This is a genomic window from Streptomyces aureoversilis, from assembly GCF_042657885.1.
GTDB classification, from domain to species: Bacteria; Actinomycetota; Actinomycetes; order Streptomycetales; family Streptomycetaceae; genus Streptomyces; species Streptomyces aureoversilis.
The window spans coordinates 250,334-270,380 of sequence record NZ_JBHSKJ010000003.1 but is presented as its reverse complement, the minus strand read 5'-3'; the positions used below and the strand labels follow the sequence as shown (position 1 = coordinate 270,380).

The window sequence follows — 20,047 nt, the reverse complement described above, 5'->3', positions numbered from 1 at the left end:
AGGTCGGATTCCTTACCAGCGAAAGGTGACGGGAGCGGGGGCGGAGGCGGTGTACAGCTCGTCCACGGCGCGCACCTCGATGCGCGTGGCCGCCTCGCCGTCCGTACGACGCAGCGCCGGGACGTAGTAGGCATGCCCGCAGGTGCCGCCGAGGAAGCGGAAGCGCCCGCCGGGCAGGGCCTGGCGCACCTCGTACTGGCGTACGGGGGCGGTGCGGTGGCCGCTTCCGGCGGGGGCTCCCCAGGCCAGACGCAGCTCGGCCGTGCCGTCGGCGCCCACCCGTGCCGCGGTGACCGCGGGGTGCGCCGGCCGGGCGGGCGCCGCCGGGGCGGTGGCGCGCACGGCCAGCCCGCCCAGGCGCCAGCGGACCGCACCGCCGTCCGCGGCGGTGAGCCGGATGCCGAGCGAGCGGATCGTCCGCCCCTTGCGGCCGCGGAGTCTCGCCCCGGCCCGTACGGTGACCGTGGTCCAGCCGCGGCCGCCCGCGCGGAACGTGCCGGCCGGCAGGAAGGCGTACGGCTCGTCGTCCACGGCGACCGCCAGCTCGACGCGGACCGCCGCCGAGCCGGGGTCCGTGCGCTGGGCCAGCTCGACGACCGTGGAGTCCGGGAACGGCAGCCGTGCCGCGTACAGCTCGACCGTCGCCGCCCCGGCGAGCCTGCCGCCGACGAGCAGGCTGCTGCCGCCCCGCCAGGCGTCGGCGAAGTCGAAACCGACCTCCGGCCGCGGGCCTTCCGTGCGGACCGTCCAGCGCCTGCCGGGCAGCCGGTCCTGCAGCCCCAGGTGGTTCCACGCGGTGTCGCCCGTCCGCCGGCCCTTCTCGTACCAGCCCAGGCCGTGCCCGGTGTTGAAGGTCGTGGCGAACGGGAGCGCGGTGAGCGTGGACCGGTCCGCCACCGACGCGGCCGGTGGCCGCCACGGGCCCGTCTCCGGCGCGGACGGGTCGAGGCCCTGCCCGGACCAGAAGCGGTCGTCGCGCGCGTGGAAGGCGGCCGGGCCGCGCCCTCCGGCGGGCAGGCTCTTCCACGTCCACTCGGGGCGGTAGAAGCCGTAGGAGGTGACGTGCGGGCCGGCCGCCGGGACGACCGCGTCCCAGTCCACCGGCGTGTCCCAGCCGCGGGCCTCCACGTCGATCCCCGCCCACAGGCCGTACGGGCTGCGCCCCAGCCGGCGCGCGAGGGCGGCGGAGGAGACGAGCCCGGAGCGGTCCCAGTTGAAGTTCAGGAACATCGAGCCGGCCGCCTGGAAGAAGGGGGCGTTGTGCTCGTTGAGCCGGTTCTGCCAGTCGATGCCGCCGGAGACGGCCATCGCGTCGTACCAGATGACCCGCATGCCCTCGCCCTCGCCGTGCCCCTGCAGGTATGCGATGAAGTCGCGCATGTCCGCGCCGAGCCGCGCATCGCCCCCGTCCGTCTCGGCGTTGACGAACCAGCCGTCGAAGCCGTACGCCCGGGCCACCCGGATCAGCCGGTCGGCCAGCGGGAAGCCGCCGTCCGGTCCGCGCCGCACCAGGTCCCGTGTCCACCGCAGCTGTCCTCCGTAGGCCGCGGGCGGCAGGAACACCGTGCCGAGGACGGGCACGCCGTTGCGGTGGGCGGCGTCCACGACCGGCGCGTTGGGCGCCAGGATCAGCCCCTCGCCCGAGGAACCGCCCCAGAAGACCAGTTCGTCGAGGTAGGCCCAGTTGGTGAGGGCGTAGTAGTCGGCGGTCGGCGCGCCCTGCGAGGGGTTCCCCGAGGTGGTGGCGAAGGCGGCGAGCGCGCAGACGCGGGCCTGCCCGGCGCGGGCGGTGCCGTTGGGCGGTGGCGGAGCGAAACGGGCGGCGAGCGGCACGGCCGCCCGGTTGAACGGCAGGTCGGGGTCCTTCTCCGGCTCCCAGGAGGCGAGGCTCCGCCAGACCACCCCCGGCTCGGGCGTACCGGCCGGCAGGCTGTCGGGGAACCAGTAGGCGGCGTACGGCTGGAGGGCGGGAGCAGGGGCAGGGGCCGGGGCGGGGGCCGCCGTCCCCCGCCCGCCGGACAGGGCGACGGCCGCGAGGCCGCCGGCGCCGGCGGCGAGGGCTCTTCGGCGCGTGATGTTCATGGTGGCTCCTCCAGAATTCAAGCCCGTCCGGCGTTCGAGGACCGGGGTCCGGGGTCCGGGGCGGAACCCCGTTCATGTGGCGGGGGTGCAGCCTTAGGGCACCTGATCGACCGCGATCACTTCCGTGACGCCCCGCGCGGCCAGATGCGCAGCGTCATCGGCCCGCTGGGCCAGCACCACCGCCGGCCGCCCCCCGCCGGAGGCGACCCGCATCCACGCCTCGAAGAACGCACCCCCCGGCGCGCACACCGCCCGCCCCGGCGCGTCCTCGACGTCCCCCGCGTCCAGGACCAGGGCGGTCCGCCGCGGCGCGGGCGACAGGGGCGGCCCGGGCGGGGCGGGGGACCCGGGCGCCCCGGACAGCCCGGACGACCCGCCTCTCCCGTGTTCCCGGGCGAGGCGTGCGAACGCCTCCCCGGCGGGCTTGACCTCGCGGTCGTTGGTGAGCAGCCCCAGCCCGTACTCCAGCTCGGGGAAGTCGGCCAGCGCCCGGTCGACGTCGTGGGAGCACCACCAGGTCACCCCCCACACGCCGGGGCAGTCCAGGACGTGGCGGACGGTCGCCTCGGTGAAGGCGGCGGCGCGGCCGGGCGGAACGTGCGGGGCGGGCGCCCCCACCTCCTGCAGCCAGACGGGGCGCGTCGCGTCGTCCGCCCACGCCTTCGAGAGCTCGACGAGGTAGGCGGCGTGGCGCTCGGCGACGTCACCGGGCCCGTGCCGCTGCGCGGTGCCGTTGAACACCCAGGAGTGCACGGCGGTCATGGCGCCCAGCCGTGCCGAGTGCGCCGGGGTGAAGGGGTGTGCTCCGTCGTGGAAGGCGGCGTCGTACGAGGCGTGCAGATGCGTCCTGCCCGGGGCCCCTTCCTCGCACGCGGCGAGCATGCGCCGCAGCCAGCCGCCGGCGTCGCGGGGCCGGATCCGGTCGGGGTCGGGGTGGGGCGGCCCGGAGAACTGGTTGACCTCGTTGCCGACGGTCATGCCGAGGAAGTGGGGCCGGTCGGCGAGGGCGGCGGCCAGTTCGGTGAGGAGGCGGGCCTGGGCGTCGACGACGTCGGGGTCGGTGAAGAGGTTGCGGCGGTGCCAGGTGGTGGTCCAGGAGGGGATGAAGTCGAAGCTGGACAGGTGGCCCTGGAGGCCGTCGACGTTGACGTCGAGCCCGCGTTCCCCGGCCGCGTCCACCAGCTGGACGAGCTGCTCGACGGCGCGCGGGCGGATCAGGGTGCGGTTGGGCTGGAAGAGGGGCCAGAGGGGGAAGACGCGGATGTGGTCGAGGCCGAGCGCGGCCACGGAGTCCAGGTCGGCGCGGACGTCGTCCAGGTCGAAGTCGAGCCAGTGGTGGAACCAGCCGCGGGCCGGGGTGTAGTTGACGCCGAAGCGCATGGGGCGCGGGTGTCCCTTCTGTGGGTGCCCCTCGGGGCGGTGGCGGCGGCAGGGAAGGCGGGGCGGGCGGTCAGCCCTTGACGGCGCCCTCCCCGACGCCGCGGAAGAAGTACCGCTGGAGGCAGACGAACATCACGACGAGCGGGGCGACGGCGATGACGGTGCCGGCGGCGACGAGCCGCGGGTCCTGCTGGAAGGTGCCGTGCAGGTAGTTCAGGCCTACGGTCAGGGTGAAGCGGTCGGGGTCGGACAGCACGATCAGCGGCCACAGGAAGTCGTCCCACGCCCCCATGAACGAGAAGATCGCGACGACGGCGAGCGTCCCCTTCACCGAGGGCAGTGCGATGCGGACGAAGCGCTGCCAGACGTTCGCCCCGTCGATGACGGCCGCCTCCTCGGTCTCGTAGGGCAGGGCGGCGAAGGCGTTGCGCATCAGCAGCACGTTGAGCGCGCCGACGGCCCCGGGCAGGACGACGGCGACGAGCGTGTTGTTGAGCTCCAGGTCGCGCATCATCGTGAACTGGGCGATGACGACGGACTCCAGGGGCACCAGCACGGCCGCGACGAAGGCCAGCCCCGCCGCCCGGCGGCCGCGGAAGCGCAGCCGGGCCAGGGCGTAGCCGGCCATGGAGGCGCCGGCCAGGTTGGTGAGCACGTTCGCGGCGGCGACCTTGAGGGAGTTCAGGGCGTAGCCCCACACGGGGACGATGTCCGCGACCTGGGCGTAGTTGTGGCCGGTCGGATGCGCCGGCAGGAAGCGCGGAGGGGAGGTGTAGATGTCCTCGGTGGTGCCCTTGAGGGAGGTCGAGAGCTGCCAGAGGAACGGGCCGACGGTGAGGGCCAGGACGGCGAGGAGCAGCACGTAGCGCACGGCCTTCTCCCAGGGCGTGGCGCGGTTCATGCCCGCCCGCCCTTCGGGTCCGGTCCGCCTTGCCGATGCGGCAGGTCCTGCCCGTCCTGCGAGTCCTGTCCGTCCCTCCGGTCGGCGCGCAGGACGAGCAGCATCAGCACCAGGGCGACGGCGAAGACGATCAGGGAGATCGCGGAGGAGTAGCCGACGCGCCCGTTGAGCCCCGTGCCGGTCCGCTGGAGGAGCATGACGAGGGTGGTGTCCTGCCCGGCCGGCCCGCCGGTGGGCCCCGCCAGCAGGTAGACCTCGGAGAAGACCTTGAAGGCGGCGACCGACGACAGGGCGCCGACCAGCACCATCGTGGAGCGCACGGCGGGCACGGTGACGGCCGTGAAGCGGCGCAGCGCACCGGCCCCGTCGACGGCGGCCGCCTCGTGGAGCTCGCGCGGCACGTTCGCCAGCGCCGCCAGATAGATGATCATGTAGTAGCCGAGGCCCTTCCAGACCGTCAGTGCCATCGCGCTGAACAGCAGCAGCCACTCGTCGCCGAGGAAGGAGACCGGTCCGGCCCCGAGGACGCGCAGGACGGCGTTGACCAGGCCGCGGTCGTCGAGCATCCACTCCCAGATCAGGGCCACCACGACGACGGAGGCCACGACCGGGGTGTAGAAGGCGGACCGGAAGAACGCGACGCCCGGGATCCGCTTTTGCACCAGGAGCGCGAGGAGCAGCGGCAGCAGCACGGTGAAGGGCACGACGAGGACGACGTAGAGGCCGCTGTTGCGCAGGGCCACCCAGAACTGCTCGTCCTGCAGCAGTTCCCGGAAGTTGCGCAGCCCCACCCAGCTGCCGGGGGTCAGCGTGCGGGCGTCCGTGAACGCCTTGTGGAGCGTGGTGAGGAAGGGGTAGAGGTTGAAGGCGGCGACGGTCCCGAGGCCGGGCAGCAGGAAGAGCCAGGGGCTGGCCGCCCGGTGCGTACGCACCCGCTTCATGCCCGTCAGCCCTGCTTGAGCAGCTTGTTGCTCTGCGCGACGGCGTCGTCCAGAGCCTGCCGCGGCGATTTCTTTCCCTGGAGCGCCTTGGCGACCTCGTTCTTGAGGACGGTCTTCATCTCCTCGCTCAGCACGACCGGCGTGTAATTGACCGCCCCCTTCAGCATCTTCGCCGAGGCCAACCGCACCCGGCCCTCGTCCGTCCCGTCGTCCTTCGTCCAGTACGGGTCGTCCAGCGAGCCCTTGGTGCTGGGGAAGACGGCGACCTTGTGGGCGAAGGCCTCCTGGTTCTTCCTGTCGGTCACGAAGTGCGCGAAGGCGACGGCCGCGGCCTTGTGCTTGCTGCGGCTGCTGATCCCGAGGCCCATCACGTACATGTTGGGCTTCCCGGTGTTGTTGGGCGCGTCCGTGATGCCGAGGTTCCGGTAGAGCCCGGGTGCGCTCTTCCTGAAGTTCTCGAGGTCGTGGGCGCTGCCCGGATTCATGGCGACCTTCTGCTCCAGGAACTTCTGCCCCGTCTTGTCCGGAGTGTTGGTCAGCGCCTGCGGATCGAGGCCGCCGCGCTCGTAGAGGTTCTTGTACGCGGTGAGCAGTTCCACGCCCTTGGGCTCGTTGTAGGTGAACCGGGTGGCGTCGTCGTTCATGAGCCTCACGCCGTAGCGGCCGAAGTCCTCGACGGCGGGGGTGCCCCCGAGCGTCGCGGTCTTCCCGCCGGAACGCTCCGCGATGGCCCGTGCCGCCGCGAACAGCTCGTCGTACGTCTTCGGGGGCCTTTCGGGGTCGAGGCCGGACTGCCGGAAGAGGGCCTTGTTGTAGAACAGCGGGCCGGTGTTGAGGTACCAGGGGAAGGAGTACGACCCGTCCAGCCCCGGCAGCACGTTTCCCCGCCAGGCCTCCGGGGTGTACTCGCCCTTGAACTTCGCGGCGGCCGGCTCCTTGTCGAGGTTCATCAGCAGACCGGCCTTGGCCAGCGGGTACGACAGGTCGGGGGAGACGTTGACGACGTCCGGCAGGGTCCCGGCCGCGGCGTCCGCGCCGAGCTTGTCCGCGTAGTTGTCGGCCGGCTGGTCCAGCCATTTGACCCGGACGCCCGGGTGCGCCTTCTCGAAATCCGCCACCAGGCCGGTGAAGTAGTCCTTGAAATTGCTGCGCAGATTCCAGGTCTGAAAGGTGATGTCGCCCTCGGGCTTCCCGTCCGCGCCGCCGCCCTCCCCGGATCCGGAGCCGGATCCGCCCGAGCCGCAGGCGGTCAGCGTGAGGGCGGACACGAGCAGCGGAACGGTCGCGGCGAGGGCTCCACGGCGTATCGGCATGGCCGGCGAACTCCTTCGGTCGGGAGGAGGTGACGGTGCGGAAGTTGGCGATGACAACGATGGCAGCGGTCCAAAAGGTGCACCCGGAACGGGAGTTAGTCAATACTGTCGTCAACGACTAATGCGCTTTAGTCTGTTACCGCTCAAGCGCTCAAGGCCTCAGACGCTCCGGACGCCGGCCGAGGGGAGGGTGCACCGTGCGCCGCACACCGGCCCGCCGCCCGACGATCAAGGACATCGCGCGCCGGGCGGGCGTCTCGGAGAGCGCGGTCTCCTTCGCGCTCAACGGCCGCCCGGGGGTCTCGGAGGCCACCCGCGCGCGCATCCGCCGGGTGGCCGAGCAGCTGGGCTGGCAGCCGAGCACCGCCGCCCGCGCCCTCTCGGGGGAGGGCGCGGCCACCGTGGGCCTCGTCCTGGCCAGGCCCGCCCGTACGCTCGGCGTGGAGTCCTTCTTCCTGCAGCTGGTCTCCGGCGTGCAGGAGGTGCTCGCCGGCCGGCGCCTCGGGCTGCTCTTCCAGGTCGTGGAGGACCTCGACGCCGAGTGCGCGGTCTACCGCCGCTGGTGGGCCGAGCGCCGCGTGGACGGCCTGCTCGTCGTCGATCCGCGGGCCGAAGACCCCCGCCCGGACCTGCTCGACCGCCTGGGCCTGCCCGCCGTGGTCGTCGGCGCGCTCGACGGACGGGGCGCTCCGTACGGCGCGATCTCCACCCTGTGGGCCGACGACACCGGCGCGATGGCCTCGATCGTCGGCCACCTGTACGACCTGGGCCACCGCCGCATCACCCACATCGCGGGCCTGCCGGAGCTCGCCCACACCCGGCGCCGCATGGCCTGCCTGCGCGCGGAGGCGGCCCGCCGCGGCCTGCCGGACGTGCGGTCGGTGACCACCGACTACTCCGACGCCCAGGGCGCCGAGGCCACCCGCAGGGAGCTGGCCGGCGACCGCCCTCCCACCGCCATCGTCTACGACAACGACGTGATGGCGGTGGCGGGCCTGGCGGTGGCGGCCGGGCGCGGCGTGCCCGTACCCGCCGCCCTCTCGATCGTGGCCTGGGACGACTCGGTGCTCTGCCGCAGCACCCACCCCGCGCTGACGGCCCTGGTCCGCGACACCGCCGCCTTCGGCCGGCACGCGGCGGAGCACCTCCTCGCCCTGCTGGACGGCGGCCGGGGGCGCCGGGTCGAGGACGCGACCCCGCAACTCGTCCACCGGGCATCGACGGCCCGGGCGCCGTCCTCACGGTGAGCCGCACCCGCGGACCCTCCCGGTCGGCGGAGCCCGGTCTCCCACGACTGGACCGGAGGGGCGACCCGGCAAGTCGGGCGGCGGAGCGCCCCGCCCGCACCCCTCGGAGGAGAAAAAGGCGCGGACGGGGCTCCAGCACTGACTCAGGCGAGGCTGATCCCGGCCTGAGCCTTGATGATGTCCACGGCCTCGCTGGTCAGCAACCGAAGGGGCACGACCGTCCAACGGTCGCCCCTGCGCATGATCACGGCGTTGCCGTCCTTGGTGCGCCCGATGTGTACGAACCCGTGGTCGCGCCGCAGATCCTTCACCAGGTCCTCGCCGTGGATCATGCGCTACTTCCCTTCGCGCTCCTCGTCATCGGCCATGCTCGTATGAACGCTGCCGTTCTGGGAGACGCCCATATTGGGATCGGTCACCTGGTCCCTGTTCTCGTTCGGGTCCCAGTCGTCGTCACTCTTCTTACCCATTTTCGTGCGCTCCTTCCGAACAGACATGATGCCGACACGGGAGCTTTCCCCCGCGCCGTCGTGCGGTGGCCCACCCGCCCGGCCGTCGGCCGTCACGCAAACGCACCGGGCGGGGGATTGTCGCCTGCCCCTGTGCCAGGGAGGAGGCGCTGGTCGTGCTTCGCAATCCGGGCACGCAACACCATCACTCCGATGTCGTCCCCGCCTTCTCGGGCCTCTCTCAGGTCAGCAGCCAGGGCGATGCACTCACGGCACGGGCTCACGTGGATCCGTACGCCGGCCACGTGGACCTGCGGCTGGCGATCTCTCCTTTCTCCACGTAACCGCACGGCTCCACACGGCGGTACCGTGAGGGGACAACCGAAGCATGAAAGCCATGAACGCGACGCAGCGTTTGGAGCTGAAACATGGTCAGCCGAGTGCGGACACCCAACGAGGGCGTGGCCCGTCTGCTCAACAAGGCACGGTGGTCCCGCGCCCAGTTCGCACGCATCATCAATCGTATGGGTGCCGAGGCGGGATTGGCGCTCCCCTACGACCAATCAGCGGTGTCGCACTGGGTCCGGGGCACTACGCCACAACCGCCGGTCAGGCGCCTGATCGTCGAGGCGTTCTCGCGCAAGTTGCACCGCACGGTGACTCACGCAGAAGCCGGACCACCACTCGCCCCCTACGACCAGCCTCCACCCGGTGTCGACACGGCCGAGGAGATCGTCGACCTCGGAAGGGCCGACATGGACCCGTCGCGCCGTGGAGTCATCGCCGCGGCCAGTTTGTTCTCCGCAGCTCTCACCGTGCCCCTGTTCGCCAATTCTGCTCAGGCTGCGACGACCTCGGCGGAGCACACGCACGGCCGATGGCGGCGGCATTTCTGGTCAACACAGTCGTCCCATGGCTTCGCGCAGAAGCCACCACCGCAGTGAAGCAGGACATGCTGGCGGCAGCATCGGACTTGGTCTACCTCACCGGATGGATGGCCATGTACGAGCGGGACCACGGCACTGCCCAGACCTACTACACCCGGGCGTTGAAGCTGGCTGGCCACGCTGAGGACCACGTGACGTACTGCCGCACACTGCGAGGCATGAGTCTGCAGGCATCCAATCTCGGGTATGGGCCGCTGGCGCTCAAGCTTGCTGACGCGGCAGCCGAAGCAGCCCCGAAGGCCGGGCCGCGGCTTCAGGCATTCCTCACAGGTCAGCAAGCGCACGCCACTTCGATGGTGGGTGACCAGCGCCGGGCGCGCATCCTGTTGGCGGCGACAGAGACGGCTCTGATGAAGGCCGATAACAGGCGGGAGTCAATCGGTGGGTACGACCAGTCCGCCTACGCCTTCCATGTCTCCCACGTGCTGTATGAGGGCAAGGATCTACCGGGCTCGATCAAGGCGTTGCAGCAAGCCTTGAAGGTACAGCCTTCTGGTGAGCGGCAGGGACGAGTTCACTTCTACGGGCTGCTCGCGCAACGGCAACTCGAGTACGGCCACCTCGATGCCGCCTGCCAGTCATGGGCTCGATTCCTGGACGACTACGAACACATCTCATCGGCCCGAGGAGACGAGCATTTCGATACGATGCGGCTCCGCCTCAAGCCGTTTATGAACGCGCAGGCCGTACGCGAACTCTCTCTCTCCCCCCCCCGCATCTCCGAAGTCGCCGCGCTCAAGACGCATACGTGAAGAAGATGAGCGGGAGCAGCACCGCCCCCCCCTCAAGCCCCCGGACCCCCCGTCCCGTACACCGCCCCCGGCGCCCGCGCCCCCCTCAGCAGGCTGCGGACCGCCTCCCCCGCCTCCTTCGGCGTCCAGCGGTCGCCCTTGTCGGTGACCGGGCCCGGGTGCCAGCCCTCCATGACGGTGATGCGGCCGGCTTCCGCGGCGAAGACCTGGCCGGTGACGCCGGCCGAGTGGGCCGAGGCGAGCCAGACCACGAGCGGGGAGACGTTGGCGGGGGCCATGGCGTCGAAGCCGTGTTCCGGTGCGGCCATGGTCGCGGCGAAGGTGCGTTCGGTCATGCGGGTGCGGGCGGCGGGGGCGACGGCGTTGGCCTGGACGCCGTAGCGGGCCAGTTCGGCGGCGGCGACGAGGGTCAGGGCGACGATGCCGGCCTTGGCGGCGGCGTAGTTGGCCTGCCCGACGCTGCCGAGCAGCCCGGCCCCCGACGTGGTGTTGACGATGCGCGCCTGCGGCGTGCGCCCGGCCTTGTGCTCGGCCCGCCAGTGCGCGGCGGCGTGCCGCAGCGGCAGGAAGTGGCCCTTGAGGTGCACGGCGACGACGGCGTCCCAGTCGTCCTCGCCGAGGTTGACGAGCATCCGGTCGCGCAGGATGCCCGCGTTGTTGACGAGCGTGTCGAGCCGGCCGTAGGCATCCAGGGCGGCGGCGACGAGGGCGGCAGCACCGTCGTCCGTGGAGACGTCGCCGCTGTGCACCACGGCTTCGCCGCCCCGCTCGCGGATCTCGTCGACGACGCGCCGCGCCTCGCCGGCCGAGTTCCCCGGCAGTTCGTTCACGACGACCCGTGCACCTTCGGCCGCGAGGGCGAGGGCGTGCGCCCGGCCCAGGCCGCGGCCGGCGCCGGTGACGGCGGCGACGCGTCCGGCGCAGATTCCGGTCATGTCGGGGGCTCCTCGTGGTCGTGGTTGACGGTGGCGGCGGAGAGGAACGCGGGCCGTTCGCCGCCGCCGTGGACGAGCAGGTCGGCGCCGGTGATGTGGGCGGCGCCGGCGGAGGCGAGGAAGACGGCGGCGGCGCCGACCTCGTCGGGCTCGGCGAGCCGCCCCGCGGGCACGGTGCGGGCGACGGCGGCGAGGCCGTCGGCGTCCCCGTAGTGGAGGTGGGCGGACTCGGTGCGCACCATGCCGAGGACGAGGGTGTTGACGCGGACGGCGGGGGCCCATTCGACGGCCATGGTGCGGGCGAGGCTGTGCAGTCCGGCCTTGGCGGCGCCGTAGGCGGCAGTGCCCGGCGAGGGTCGGGTGCCGCTCACGCTGCCGACCATCAGGATGCAGCCGCCGTCCGGCCGTTCGCGCAGCAGGGGGTACGCGGCGAGCGACGCGGTCAGCGGTGCGACGAGGTTGAGGCCGATGACGCGCGCGTGGCGTTCCGCACCGGCCCCGTCGAGCAGCCGGAAGGGCGTGCCGCCCGCGTTGTTCACGAGGACGTCCAGGCGCCCGTACTCGTGGGCCACCCGGTCGAAGAGGGCGGTGACGGCGGCCGGTTCGCGCAGGTCCGCGGGCAGGTGGCGGGCTGTGCGCCCGGCCGCCGTGACGGGCCGCTCCGGCGGGCGGCGGGCGCAGACGACGACGCGTGCGCCGGTGCGCAGGAAGGCCCGGGCGATGCCCGCCCCCACGCCGCGCGTGCCGCCGGTGACGACGACGGTGCGCGCCCTTGGGGGCTTCGGCCCCGCCTCCGTACCGCCCGGCATCGCGCCACCTCCCGCGGCGGGTCGTCCGCTGCTACCGTGAACCAGCATTACCGCCTAACAAACGTTTGGTGGAAAGGTAGCGGATCCTCCGATGAGTGTCTCCACCTCTCGCCCCGAACCGGCCGTCGCCGTCGTCACCGTGGACTTCCCGCCCGTCAACGCCCTGCCCGTGCGGGGCTGGTACGACCTGGCGGGAGCGGTCGGCGCGGCCGGCGCCGACCCCGCGGTCCGCTGTGTCGTGCTGGCCGCCGCCGGGCGCGGCTTCAACGCCGGCGTGGACCTCAAGGAGATCCGGGACTCCCCCGGCCACGAGGCGCTGATCGGCGCCAACCACGCCTGCGCGGCGGCCTTCTCCGCGGTCTACGACTGCCAGGTGCCGGTGATCGCCGCCGTGCACGGCTTCTGCCTGGGCGGCGGCGTCGGCCTGGCCGGCAACGCCGACGCCGTCGTCGCCTCCGAGGACGCCACGTTCGGCCTGCCCGAGCTGGACCGGGGCGCGCTCGGCGCCGCCACGCACCTGGCCAGGCTCGTCCCGCAGCACCTGATGCGCACGCTCTACTTCACCTCGCGCACGGTCACCGCGCAGGAGCTGCACCGGCACGGATCCGTCTGGCGTGTCGTGCCGCGCGACGCGCTCCGCGCGGCCGCCCTGGAGCTGGCCGGGGAGATCGCCGCCAAGGACGGGTCGCTGCTGCGCCTGGCGAAGGCCGCGCTCAACGGCATCGACCCGGTGGACGTGCGCCGCAGCTACCGCTACGAGCAGGGCTTCACCTTCGAGGCGGGCCTGTGCGGCGTCGGCGACCGCCTCCGCGAGGCGTTCGGCTCCGGCGGCGACCGGGGCGACCGCGGCAACCGGAAGGGGCGGGAGGAACCGTGAACGGCGACAAGGCGGCGACCGCGGACAAGACGATGACCGCCGACGAGGCGGTGGCGCACCTGCGGAGCGGGATGACCGTCGGCATCGGCGGCTGGGGCTCCCGGCGCAAGCCGATGGCCCTCGTCAGGGCCCTGCTGCGCTCGGACGTCCGCGACCTGACCGTGGTCTCCTACGGCGGCCCGGACGTCGGCCTGCTGGTGGCCGCGGGCCGGGTCCGCAAGCTCGTCGCGGCCTTCGCGACGCTCGACTCGATCCCGCTCGAACCGCACTTCCGCGCCGCCCGGCAGCGCGGGGACGTCGAACTCGTCGAGCTGGACGAGGCGATGTTCATGTGGGGGCTGACGGCCGCGGCGCACCGGCTGCCGTTCCTGCCCGTACGCGCGGGCCTCGGCTCGGACGTCATGACCGTCAACCCCCGCCTGCGCACGGTGACGTCGCCGTACGAGGACGGGGAGGAGCTCGTCGCCGTCCCTGCGCTCACGCTGGACGCGGCGCTCGTGCACCTGAACCGGGCGGACGCGCGCGGCAACGCCCAGTACCTGGGCCCGGACCCGTACTTCGACGACCTGTTCTGCGAGGCGGCGCGCGAGGCGTACGTCTCCTGCGAACGGGTGGTCGACAGCGCCGGGTTCGCCGAGGGCGGCGGCCCGCAGACCCTGCTCGTGCAGCGGAGCTGCGTCAACGGCGTCGTCGAGGCGCCCGGCGGGGCGCACTTCACCTCCTGCGTGCCGGACTACGGCCGGGACGAGGCGTTCCAGGCCGCGTACGCCGCGGCGGCGGCCGACCCGGGCACCTGGCGGGAGTTCGCCGACCGCTTCCTGTCGGGGGACGAGGACGCCTACCGCGCCGCGGTCGACGACTTCACCGAGGGCTCGGCGTGAGCGCCGGACGGGCCGAGGTGTGCGTCGTGGCATGCGCGGAGGCGTGGCGCGGCGACGGGGAGATCCTGGCCAGCCCGATGGGCGTGGTCCCGGCGATCGGGGCGCGGCTCGCGCGGCTCACCTTCGCCCCGGACCTGCTGCTCACGGACGGGGAGGCGCTGCTGATGGCCGACGTGCCCGCGCTGGGCGCCGAGCCCCGGGCGGTCGAGGGATGGCTGCCGTTCCGGCGGCACCTGGCCGTGGTCGCGGGCGGGCGGCGGCACGTGATGATGGGGGCGGCCCAGCTCGACCGGCACGGCAACCAGAACATCTCCTGCGTCGGCGACTGGCACCGCCCCGACCGGCAGCTGCTCGGCGTGCGCGGGGCACCGGCCAACACCCTGAACAACCCGACGAGTTACTGGATCCCGCGGCACTCCCCGCGCGTCCTGGTCGAGAAGGTCGACATGGTCAGCGGCGTCGGCTACGACCGGGCGGCGGCCGCGGGGCCGTCGGCGACGCGCTTCCACCGCATCCCGCGCGTGGTCACCGACCTGGCCGTCCTCGACTTCGAGACGCCGGACCGCACGATGCGGGTCCGCTCCCTGCACCCCGGCGTGACGGCCGCCGAGCTGCGGGCGGCCACCGGGTTCCCCCTGGAGGTCCCCCAGGACGTGCCGCGCACCCGCCTGCCCTCCGCCGAGGAGCTGCGGCTGATCCGCGAGGTCATCGACCCGGACGGGCTGCGCGCGCGGGAGGTACGGGGGTGAGGACGGCCCTGACCGACCTGGTGGGCGTACGGCATCCGCTCGTCCAGACGGGCATGGGCTGGGTGGCGGGCCCGCGCCTGGTGTCGGCGGTGGCGGAGGCGGGTGCGCTCGGCATCCTGGGCTCGGCCACGATGACGCCCGACGGGCTCAGGGCGGCCGTCAGGAAGGTGCGTTCCCGCACCCGGCAGCCGTTCGGGGTCAATCTGCGGGCGGACGCGGGCGACGCCCGGGAACGCGTGGACATCCTGATCGAGGAGGGCGTGCGGGTCGCGTCGTTCGCGCTCGCCCCGTCCCGGGAGCTGATCGCCCGCCTGAAGGACGCCGGGGTGGTCGTCGTCCCGTCGGTGGGGGCGCGGCGGCACGCCGAGAAGGTGGCGGCCTGGGGCGCGGACGCGGTCGTGGTGCAGGGCGCGGAGGGCGGCGGCCACACGGGGCAGGTCGCGACGTCGGTCCTGCTGCCGCAGGTGGTGGACGCGGTGGGCATCCCGGTCGTGGCGGCGGGCGGCTTCCGCGACGGGCGCGGGCTGGTGGCGGCCCTGGCGTTCGGCGCGGCGGGGGTCGCCATGGGCACGCGCTTCCTGCTGACCGCGGACAGCACGGTGCCCGACGCGGTGAAGGCGGCGTACCTGGCGGCGACGGTGCGGGACGTCACGGTCACGACGAAGGTCGACGGTCTCCCCCACCGGATGCTGCGCACGCCCTTCGTCGCGGGGCTGGAGCGCTCGGGGCGGCTCGGCGGGCTCGTCCGGTCGCTGCGGCACGCGGCCGCCTTCCGGGCGCTGTCGGGGACGGGCTGGGCGGCGATGGTGCGCGACGGCCTGGCGATGCGCCACGGACGCGAGCTGACGTGGAGTCAGGTGCTGATGGCGGCGAACACGCCGGTGCTGCTGCGGGCCGCGATGGTGGACGGCCGCACGGACGTGGGGGTGATGGCCTCGGGGCAGGTCGCCGGTGTCATCGACGACCTGCCGACGTGCGCCGAGCTGGTCGGGCGCGTGATGGCGGAGGCGGAGGAGGTACTGGCGGCGCTCAGGGCGCAGGCAGCCGCCCCGTAGCCCTCACAACCGCTCGATGACCGTCACGTTGGCCTGACCACCGCCCTCGCACATCGTCTGCAGGCCGTAGCGGCCGCCCGTGCGCTCGAGTTCGTGCAGGAGCGTGGTCATCAGCTTGGCGCCGGTCGCGCCCAGGGGGTGGCCCAGGGCGATGGCGCCGCCGTTGACGTTGACCTTCTCCGGGTCGGCGCCGGTCTCCTGCACCCAGGCCAGGACGACGGAGGCGAAGGCCTCGTTGATCTCGACGAGGTCGATGTCCGCCATCGTCAGCCCGGCCTTCTTCAGCGCGTGGGCGGTCGCCGGGACGGGCGCCGTCAGCATGCGGATCGGGTCCTCGCCGCGTACGGACAGGTGGTGGACGCGGGCGCGCGGCGTCAGCCCGTGGTCGCGCACGGCGCGCTCGCTCGCGAGCAGCAGGGCCGCCGCCCCGTCGGATATCTGGGAGGAGAGGGCGGCCGTGAGCCGGCCGCCGTCCACCACCGGCTTCAGCGCGGCCATCTTCTCCGGGGAGGTGTCCCGGCGGGGGCCTTCGTCGGCCGTCAGCCCGCCGCAGGGGGCGAGTTCGCGGTCGAAGCGGCCCTCGTCGGCGGCGCGCACGGCCCTGCGGTGCGAGAGCAGCGCGTACTCCTCCATGGCGGTGCGCGTGATGCCCCACTGCCGGGCGATGAGCTCGGCCCCGTGGAACTGGCTGACGGGCCGGTCGCCGTAGCGCGCCCGCCAGCCCTCCGAGCCGGCGAAGGGGCCCTCGGTGAGGCCGAGCGGGACGGCCGCGCGGTGGACGGCGTAGGCGATCGGGATCTGCGACATGTTCTGGACGCCGCCCGCGACGACGAGGTCCTGGGTGCCGGAGAGGACGGCCTGGGCGGCGAAGTGGACGGCCTGCTGGCCGGAGCCGCACTGCCGGTCGACGGTGACGCCGGGGACCTCCTCGGGCAGCCCGGCGGCCAGCCAGCTCGTCCGGGCGATGTCCCCGGCCTGCGGGCCGACGGCGTCGAGGCAGCCGAGGACGACGTCCTCGACGGCGGCCGGGTCGACGCCCGTGCGGGCCATCAGGGCGCGCAGGACGTGCGCGCCGAGGTCGGCGGGATGGACGGCGGAGAGCCCGCCCCCGCGCCGGCCGACGGGGGTGCGGACCGCTCCGACGATGTAGGCCTCGGCCATGGCTGCTGCTCCTCCAACCGGTCACTCCCGCACGGCGATGCCGTCCAGGACCATCGACAGATACTGGCGGGCGATCTCCTCGGCCGGGAGCCGCCCGCCCGGCCGGTACCAGGACGCGGCGACCCACACGGTGTCGCGCAGGAACCGGTAGGCGAGGCGGGCGTCCAGGTCGGCGCGGAAGGCGCCCTCGGCCGCGCCGCGCTCGATCGTGCCGAGCCACACCTCCTCGAACCTGCGCTGCGACTCGGCGAGGTAGGCGAAGCGCGGCAGGGCGGCGAGGTGCCGCGACTCCTTCTGGTAGATGGCGACGGCGGGGCGGTGCCGGTCGATCTCCCGGAAGGACTCGGCCACCAGGGCCTCCAGGGTCGCGCGGGGGCCGAGCCCGGCGGCGAGCACGGCGTCGTAGCCGGCCCACAGCTCGTCGAGGAAGGCGGAGAGGATCTCGTCCAGCATCGACTCCTTGGAGTCGAAGTGGTAGTAGAGGCTGCCCGCCAGCAGCCCCGCCTCCTCGGCGATCCGGCGCACGGTGGTGGCGTTGTAGCCCTGCGCGGCGAACACCTCGGCGGCGGTCGCGAGGAGCTCTCCGCGCCGCTCGGGCGCGGGCCGCTCGGTGGCGGTCTTCTTGCTGTTCGGCACGGTGCCATTGTCGGTCACGCGCGCTGGCTGCTGACGGAGACCGTCTCGCCGGTCATGTACGAGGAGTAGCCGCTGGCGAGGAAGACGATGACGTTGGCGACCTCCCAGGGCTCGGCGGCCCGGCCGAACGCCTCGCGCCGGGCCAGCTCCTCCAGCAGCTCCGGCGTGGTGACCTTCGCCAGGTGGGGGTGCAGGGCGAGGCTCGGCGCGACGGCGTTGACGCGCACGCCGTAGGCGGCCGCCTCCACCGCCGCGCAGCGGGTGAGCGCCATGACGCCGGCCTTGGCGGCCGCGTAGTGGGCCTGGCCCTGCTGGGCGCGCCAGCCCACGACGGAGGCGTTGTTGACGACGACGCCGCCGGTCCCCCGGGCGCGCATCCGGCGCAGTGCGGCGCGGGTGCAGCGGAACGTGCCGCCGAGGGTGGTGCCGACGACGGCGTCCCACTGCTCGTCGGTCATGTCGGCGAGATCGGCGGTGCCCCCGAGGCCGGCGTTGTTGACGACGACGTCGAGGCCGCCGTGCCGCTCCTCGGCCAGCTCGAACAGGGCCGTGACCTGCGCTTCGTCGGTGACGTCGCAGGGCCGTCCGGCGACGTGGCGGGCGCCGAACTCCTCGCTCAGGTCGGCGACGGCGACGCGCAGCCGGCGCGCGTGCCGGTCTCCGAGCACCACGCGGGCGCCCTCCTCCAGGAACCGGCGGGCGGTGGCGGAGCCGATCCCGGCACCGGCCGCGGCGGTGATGACGGCCGTGCGGCCGGACAGCAGCTCGTGGGCGGGGAGGTAGGGCGGCGGGGCCGGCCGGACAGCGGTGGACTCCTCGACGCTGCTCATGGCCGTACGTTAGCCTACCAAACACTTGTTAGGGAAGGATGGTTGATGACCACTGACCCTGTGACGACCGACGGCCGGCAGGACCCCGCCGGCCCCGTGGTGCGCTACGAACGCAGCGGCCCCGTCGCGACCGTCACCATGAACCGGCCCGCGTACCGCAACGCCCAGAACTCCGCGATGACGTACGCCCTGGACGGGGCCTTCTACGAGGCCTCGGCGGACGACGGGGTCAAGGTGATCGTCCTGGCGGGCGCGGGCGAGCACTTCTCGTCCGGCCACGACATCGGCACGCCCGGCCGCGACGCCCACCTGCCGCACTCCCGCCGGGCGGGCCTGTGGTGGGACCACTCGGACAAGGAGGGTGCGGAGAGCCGCTTCGCGCGCGAGTCCGAGGTGTACCTGGGCATGTGCCGCCGCTGGCGCGAGATCCCCAAGCCGCTGATCGCCTCGGTGCAGGGCGCCTGCGTGGCGGGCGGCCTGATGCTGGCCTGGGTCTGCGATCTGATCGTCGCGAGCGAGGACGCCTTCTTCGCCGACCCGGTGGTCCGGATGGGCATCCCCGGCGTGGAGTACTTCGCGCACCCCTGGGTGCTGCCGCCGCGCGTCGCGAAGGAACTCCTCTACACGGGCGACCGGATGGGCGCGCACCGCGCCCGCGAGCTCGGCATGGTCAACCGCGTGGTGCCCCGCGAGCAGCTCGCCGCCCGCACCCGCGAACTCGCCGGGCACGTGGCCGCGATGCCCCGCATGGGCCTGGCCCTCGCCAAGCGCGCCGTCAACCAGGCCGAGGACCTCCAGGGCCTGCACGGCGGTCTCGACGCGGCGTTCGCCCTGCACCACCTCGCGCACGCGCACAACGCCGAGACCTCCGCCGGCCCCCTCGCCGGGATGGACGTGCGCACGATGAAGGCGAGGGCGGCCGGGACGGACGGCGCCTGATGGACCTGGACCTCACGCCCGGGCAGGAGGACTTCCGCGCGGAGGCCCGCGCCTGGCTCGCCGGGCACGTCCCCCGCACCCCGCTCGCCTCGCCGGAGACCGAGGAGGGCTTCGCCGAACACCGCGCGTGGGAACGGACGCTGCACGCGGACCGCTGGTCGGCCGTCGCCTGGCCGGCCGCGTACGGAGGCCGGGGGCGGTCGTTCCTGGAGTGGCTGGTCTTCGAGGAGGAGTACTGGGCGGCGGGCGCACCCGCCCGTGTCTCCCAGAACGGCATCGGCCTGCTCGCCCCGACGCTCCTCGAACACGGCACGCAGGAGCAGCGGGCCCGGATCCTGCCGGCGACGGCGAGCGGGGAGACGGTGTGGGCGCAGGCGTGGTCCGAGCCCGAGGCCGGGTCGGACCTCGCGTCCCTGCGGTCGGTCGCGGTGCGCACGGCCGGCGGCTGGCTGCTCAGCGGGCAGAAGACCTGGTCGTCGCGGGCCGCGTTCGCCGACCGCGCCTTCGGGCTGTTCCGCAGCCACGCGAGCGCCGGCCGGCCCCACGAGGGCCTGACCTACGCGATGTTCGGGCTGGACGCGGAGGGGGTGCGGGTGCGCCCGGTCGGCCGCCTCGACGGCAGGCCCGCGTTCGCCGAGATCTTCCTGGACGAGGTGTTCGTGCCCGACCGGGACGTCGTCGGCACGCCCGGCGACGGCTGGCGCGTCGCCATGAGCACCGCGGGCAGCGAGCGCGGCCTCACCCTGCGCAGCCCGGGCCGCTACGTGGCGGCCGCGCGCCGGCTGGTCGCCCTGTGGCGGGTGGCCGCCGACCCCGGGGACACGGCGCTGCGCGACCGGGTGGCCGACGCGGTGGTGCGGGCGCGCGCCTACCAGCTGTACGGGTACGCGTGCGCGGCGGACGGGCCGCGGGGTGCCGAGCCGAGCCTCACCAAGCTGTTCTGGTCGGAACTGGACCTGGCGCTGCACGAGACGGCGCTCGACCTGCTCGGCCCGTACGGCGAGCTGGCCGGACCGGCGGGCGACGCCCCGGCGCACGGCGGCTGGGCGGAGGGCTTCGTCTTCGCCCTGGCGGGGCCGGTGTACGCGGGCACGAACGAGATCCAGCGGGACATCGTCGCGGAGCGGCTGCTGGGGCTTCCGAAGGGGCGGCGGGCATGAGGG

At 73.7% G+C, this 20,047-nt stretch carries 19 protein-coding genes and 1 pseudogene; 8 read left to right on the top strand and 12 right to left on the bottom strand.

The features are described from left to right. Window positions 1–12: 12 nt before the first annotated feature. From ACFPP6_RS06755 to ACFPP6_RS06735, 5 genes are all read right to left on the bottom strand, one after another. On the bottom strand, window positions 13–2,082 hold the full coding sequence (locus tag ACFPP6_RS06755) for an endo-beta-N-acetylglucosaminidase (protein ID WP_382038191.1): 2,070 nt from the start codon (window positions 2,080–2,082) through the stop codon (window positions 13–15). Window positions 2,083–2,175: 93 nt separating this feature from the next. Continuing rightward, window positions 2,176–3,462, bottom strand: coding sequence for a glycoside hydrolase 5 family protein (locus ACFPP6_RS06750; RefSeq protein WP_382038189.1), 1,287 nt, complete (start codon window positions 3,460–3,462; stop codon window positions 2,176–2,178). Between the two features lie 70 nt (window positions 3,463–3,532). Then, window positions 3,533–4,363, bottom strand: coding sequence for a carbohydrate ABC transporter permease (locus ACFPP6_RS06745; RefSeq protein ID WP_382038188.1), 831 nt, complete (start codon window positions 4,361–4,363; stop codon window positions 3,533–3,535). Next, complete coding sequence (locus ACFPP6_RS06740; RefSeq protein ID WP_382038186.1) at window positions 4,360–5,304, bottom strand: carbohydrate ABC transporter permease; 945 nt, start codon at window positions 5,302–5,304, stop codon at window positions 4,360–4,362. Before ACFPP6_RS06740 ends, ACFPP6_RS06745 begins: the two co-directional genes overlap by 4 nt. Window positions 5,305–5,309: 5 nt before the next feature. After that, on the bottom strand, window positions 5,310–6,617 hold the full coding sequence (locus ACFPP6_RS06735; protein ID WP_382038184.1) for an ABC transporter substrate-binding protein: 1,308 nt from the start codon (window positions 6,615–6,617) through the stop codon (window positions 5,310–5,312). Window positions 6,618–6,814: 197 nt separating this feature from the next. On the opposite strand from ACFPP6_RS06735, the gene ACFPP6_RS06730 reads away from it, so the two are divergent. Beyond that, on the top strand, window positions 6,815–7,864 hold the full coding sequence (locus ACFPP6_RS06730; protein ID WP_382038182.1) for a LacI family DNA-binding transcriptional regulator: 1,050 nt from the start codon (window positions 6,815–6,817) through the stop codon (window positions 7,862–7,864). A gap of 143 nt (window positions 7,865–8,007) precedes the next feature. Here ACFPP6_RS06730 and ACFPP6_RS06725 read toward each other — a convergent pair whose 3' ends face one another. Then, window positions 8,008–8,196: a hypothetical protein gene (locus ACFPP6_RS06725; protein ID WP_382038181.1), complete on the bottom strand. Its 189-nt coding sequence runs from the start codon at window positions 8,194–8,196 to the stop codon at window positions 8,008–8,010. A gap of 3 nt (window positions 8,197–8,199) precedes the next feature. Beyond that, window positions 8,200–8,334 (bottom strand): hypothetical protein, encoded by a 135-nt coding sequence (locus ACFPP6_RS06720; protein WP_382038179.1) that lies wholly within the window; start codon window positions 8,332–8,334, stop codon window positions 8,200–8,202. Window positions 8,335–8,741: 407 nt separating this feature from the next. Here ACFPP6_RS06720 and ACFPP6_RS06715 point away from each other — a divergent pair. Next, a pseudogene (locus ACFPP6_RS06715) lies at window positions 8,742–10,012 on the top strand (tetratricopeptide repeat protein). A 32-nt stretch (window positions 10,013–10,044) separates the two neighbouring features. On the opposite strand, the gene ACFPP6_RS06710 reads toward ACFPP6_RS06715, so the two are convergent. Then, complete coding sequence (locus ACFPP6_RS06710) at window positions 10,045–10,947, bottom strand: SDR family oxidoreductase (protein ID WP_382038177.1); 903 nt, start codon at window positions 10,945–10,947, stop codon at window positions 10,045–10,047. After that, complete coding sequence (locus tag ACFPP6_RS06705) at window positions 10,944–11,756, bottom strand: SDR family oxidoreductase (protein ID WP_382038175.1); 813 nt, start codon at window positions 11,754–11,756, stop codon at window positions 10,944–10,946. Before ACFPP6_RS06705 ends, ACFPP6_RS06710 begins: the two co-directional genes overlap by 4 nt. A gap of 91 nt (window positions 11,757–11,847) precedes the next feature. On the opposite strand from ACFPP6_RS06705, the gene ACFPP6_RS06700 reads away from it, so the two are divergent. Genes ACFPP6_RS06700 through ACFPP6_RS06685 form a run of 4 tightly spaced genes read left to right on the top strand, consistent with a single transcriptional unit; the run spans window position 11,848 to window position 15,318 of the window. Continuing rightward, on the top strand, window positions 11,848–12,633 hold the full coding sequence (locus ACFPP6_RS06700) for an enoyl-CoA hydratase family protein (RefSeq protein ID WP_382038174.1): 786 nt from the start codon (window positions 11,848–11,850) through the stop codon (window positions 12,631–12,633). Between the two features lie 32 nt (window positions 12,634–12,665). Next, complete coding sequence (locus ACFPP6_RS06695; protein ID WP_382038511.1) at window positions 12,666–13,514, top strand: CoA transferase subunit A; 849 nt, start codon at window positions 12,666–12,668, stop codon at window positions 13,512–13,514. Next, window positions 13,511–14,263, top strand: a complete 753-nt coding sequence (locus ACFPP6_RS06690) for a CoA-transferase subunit beta (RefSeq protein WP_382038172.1) — start codon at window positions 13,511–13,513, stop codon at window positions 14,261–14,263. The genes ACFPP6_RS06695 and ACFPP6_RS06690 overlap by 4 nt, the downstream gene beginning before the upstream one ends. Then, window positions 14,260–15,318, top strand: a complete 1,059-nt coding sequence (locus ACFPP6_RS06685) for an NAD(P)H-dependent flavin oxidoreductase (RefSeq protein ID WP_382038170.1) — start codon at window positions 14,260–14,262, stop codon at window positions 15,316–15,318. Before ACFPP6_RS06690 ends, ACFPP6_RS06685 begins: the two co-directional genes overlap by 4 nt. A gap of 3 nt (window positions 15,319–15,321) precedes the next feature. Here ACFPP6_RS06685 and ACFPP6_RS06680 read toward each other — a convergent pair whose 3' ends face one another. Genes ACFPP6_RS06680 through ACFPP6_RS06670 form a run of 3 tightly spaced genes read right to left on the bottom strand, consistent with a single transcriptional unit; the run spans window position 15,322 to window position 17,945 of the window. Next, window positions 15,322–16,479: an acetyl-CoA C-acetyltransferase gene (locus ACFPP6_RS06680; RefSeq protein ID WP_382038168.1), complete on the bottom strand. Its 1,158-nt coding sequence runs from the start codon at window positions 16,477–16,479 to the stop codon at window positions 15,322–15,324. Window positions 16,480–16,500: 21 nt separating this feature from the next. After that, on the bottom strand, window positions 16,501–17,115 hold the full coding sequence (locus ACFPP6_RS06675) for a TetR/AcrR family transcriptional regulator (protein ID WP_382038167.1): 615 nt from the start codon (window positions 17,113–17,115) through the stop codon (window positions 16,501–16,503). Window positions 17,116–17,129: 14 nt separating this feature from the next. Beyond that, a complete protein-coding gene (locus tag ACFPP6_RS06670) occupies window positions 17,130–17,945 on the bottom strand; it encodes an SDR family oxidoreductase (RefSeq protein WP_382038165.1) in 816 nt (271 codons plus the stop codon). Window positions 17,946–17,990: 45 nt separating this feature from the next. On the opposite strand from ACFPP6_RS06670, the gene ACFPP6_RS06665 reads away from it, so the two are divergent. After that, window positions 17,991–18,884 (top strand): enoyl-CoA hydratase, encoded by an 894-nt coding sequence (locus ACFPP6_RS06665; RefSeq protein ID WP_382038163.1) that lies wholly within the window; start codon window positions 17,991–17,993, stop codon window positions 18,882–18,884. Then, window positions 18,884–20,044 carry an acyl-CoA dehydrogenase family protein gene (locus ACFPP6_RS06660; RefSeq protein WP_382038162.1) on the top strand — a complete coding sequence of 387 codons (1,161 nt, stop codon included), beginning with the start codon at window positions 18,884–18,886 and terminating at the stop codon, window positions 20,042–20,044. Before ACFPP6_RS06665 ends, ACFPP6_RS06660 begins: the two co-directional genes overlap by 1 nt. Window positions 20,045–20,047 lie beyond the last annotated feature (3 nt).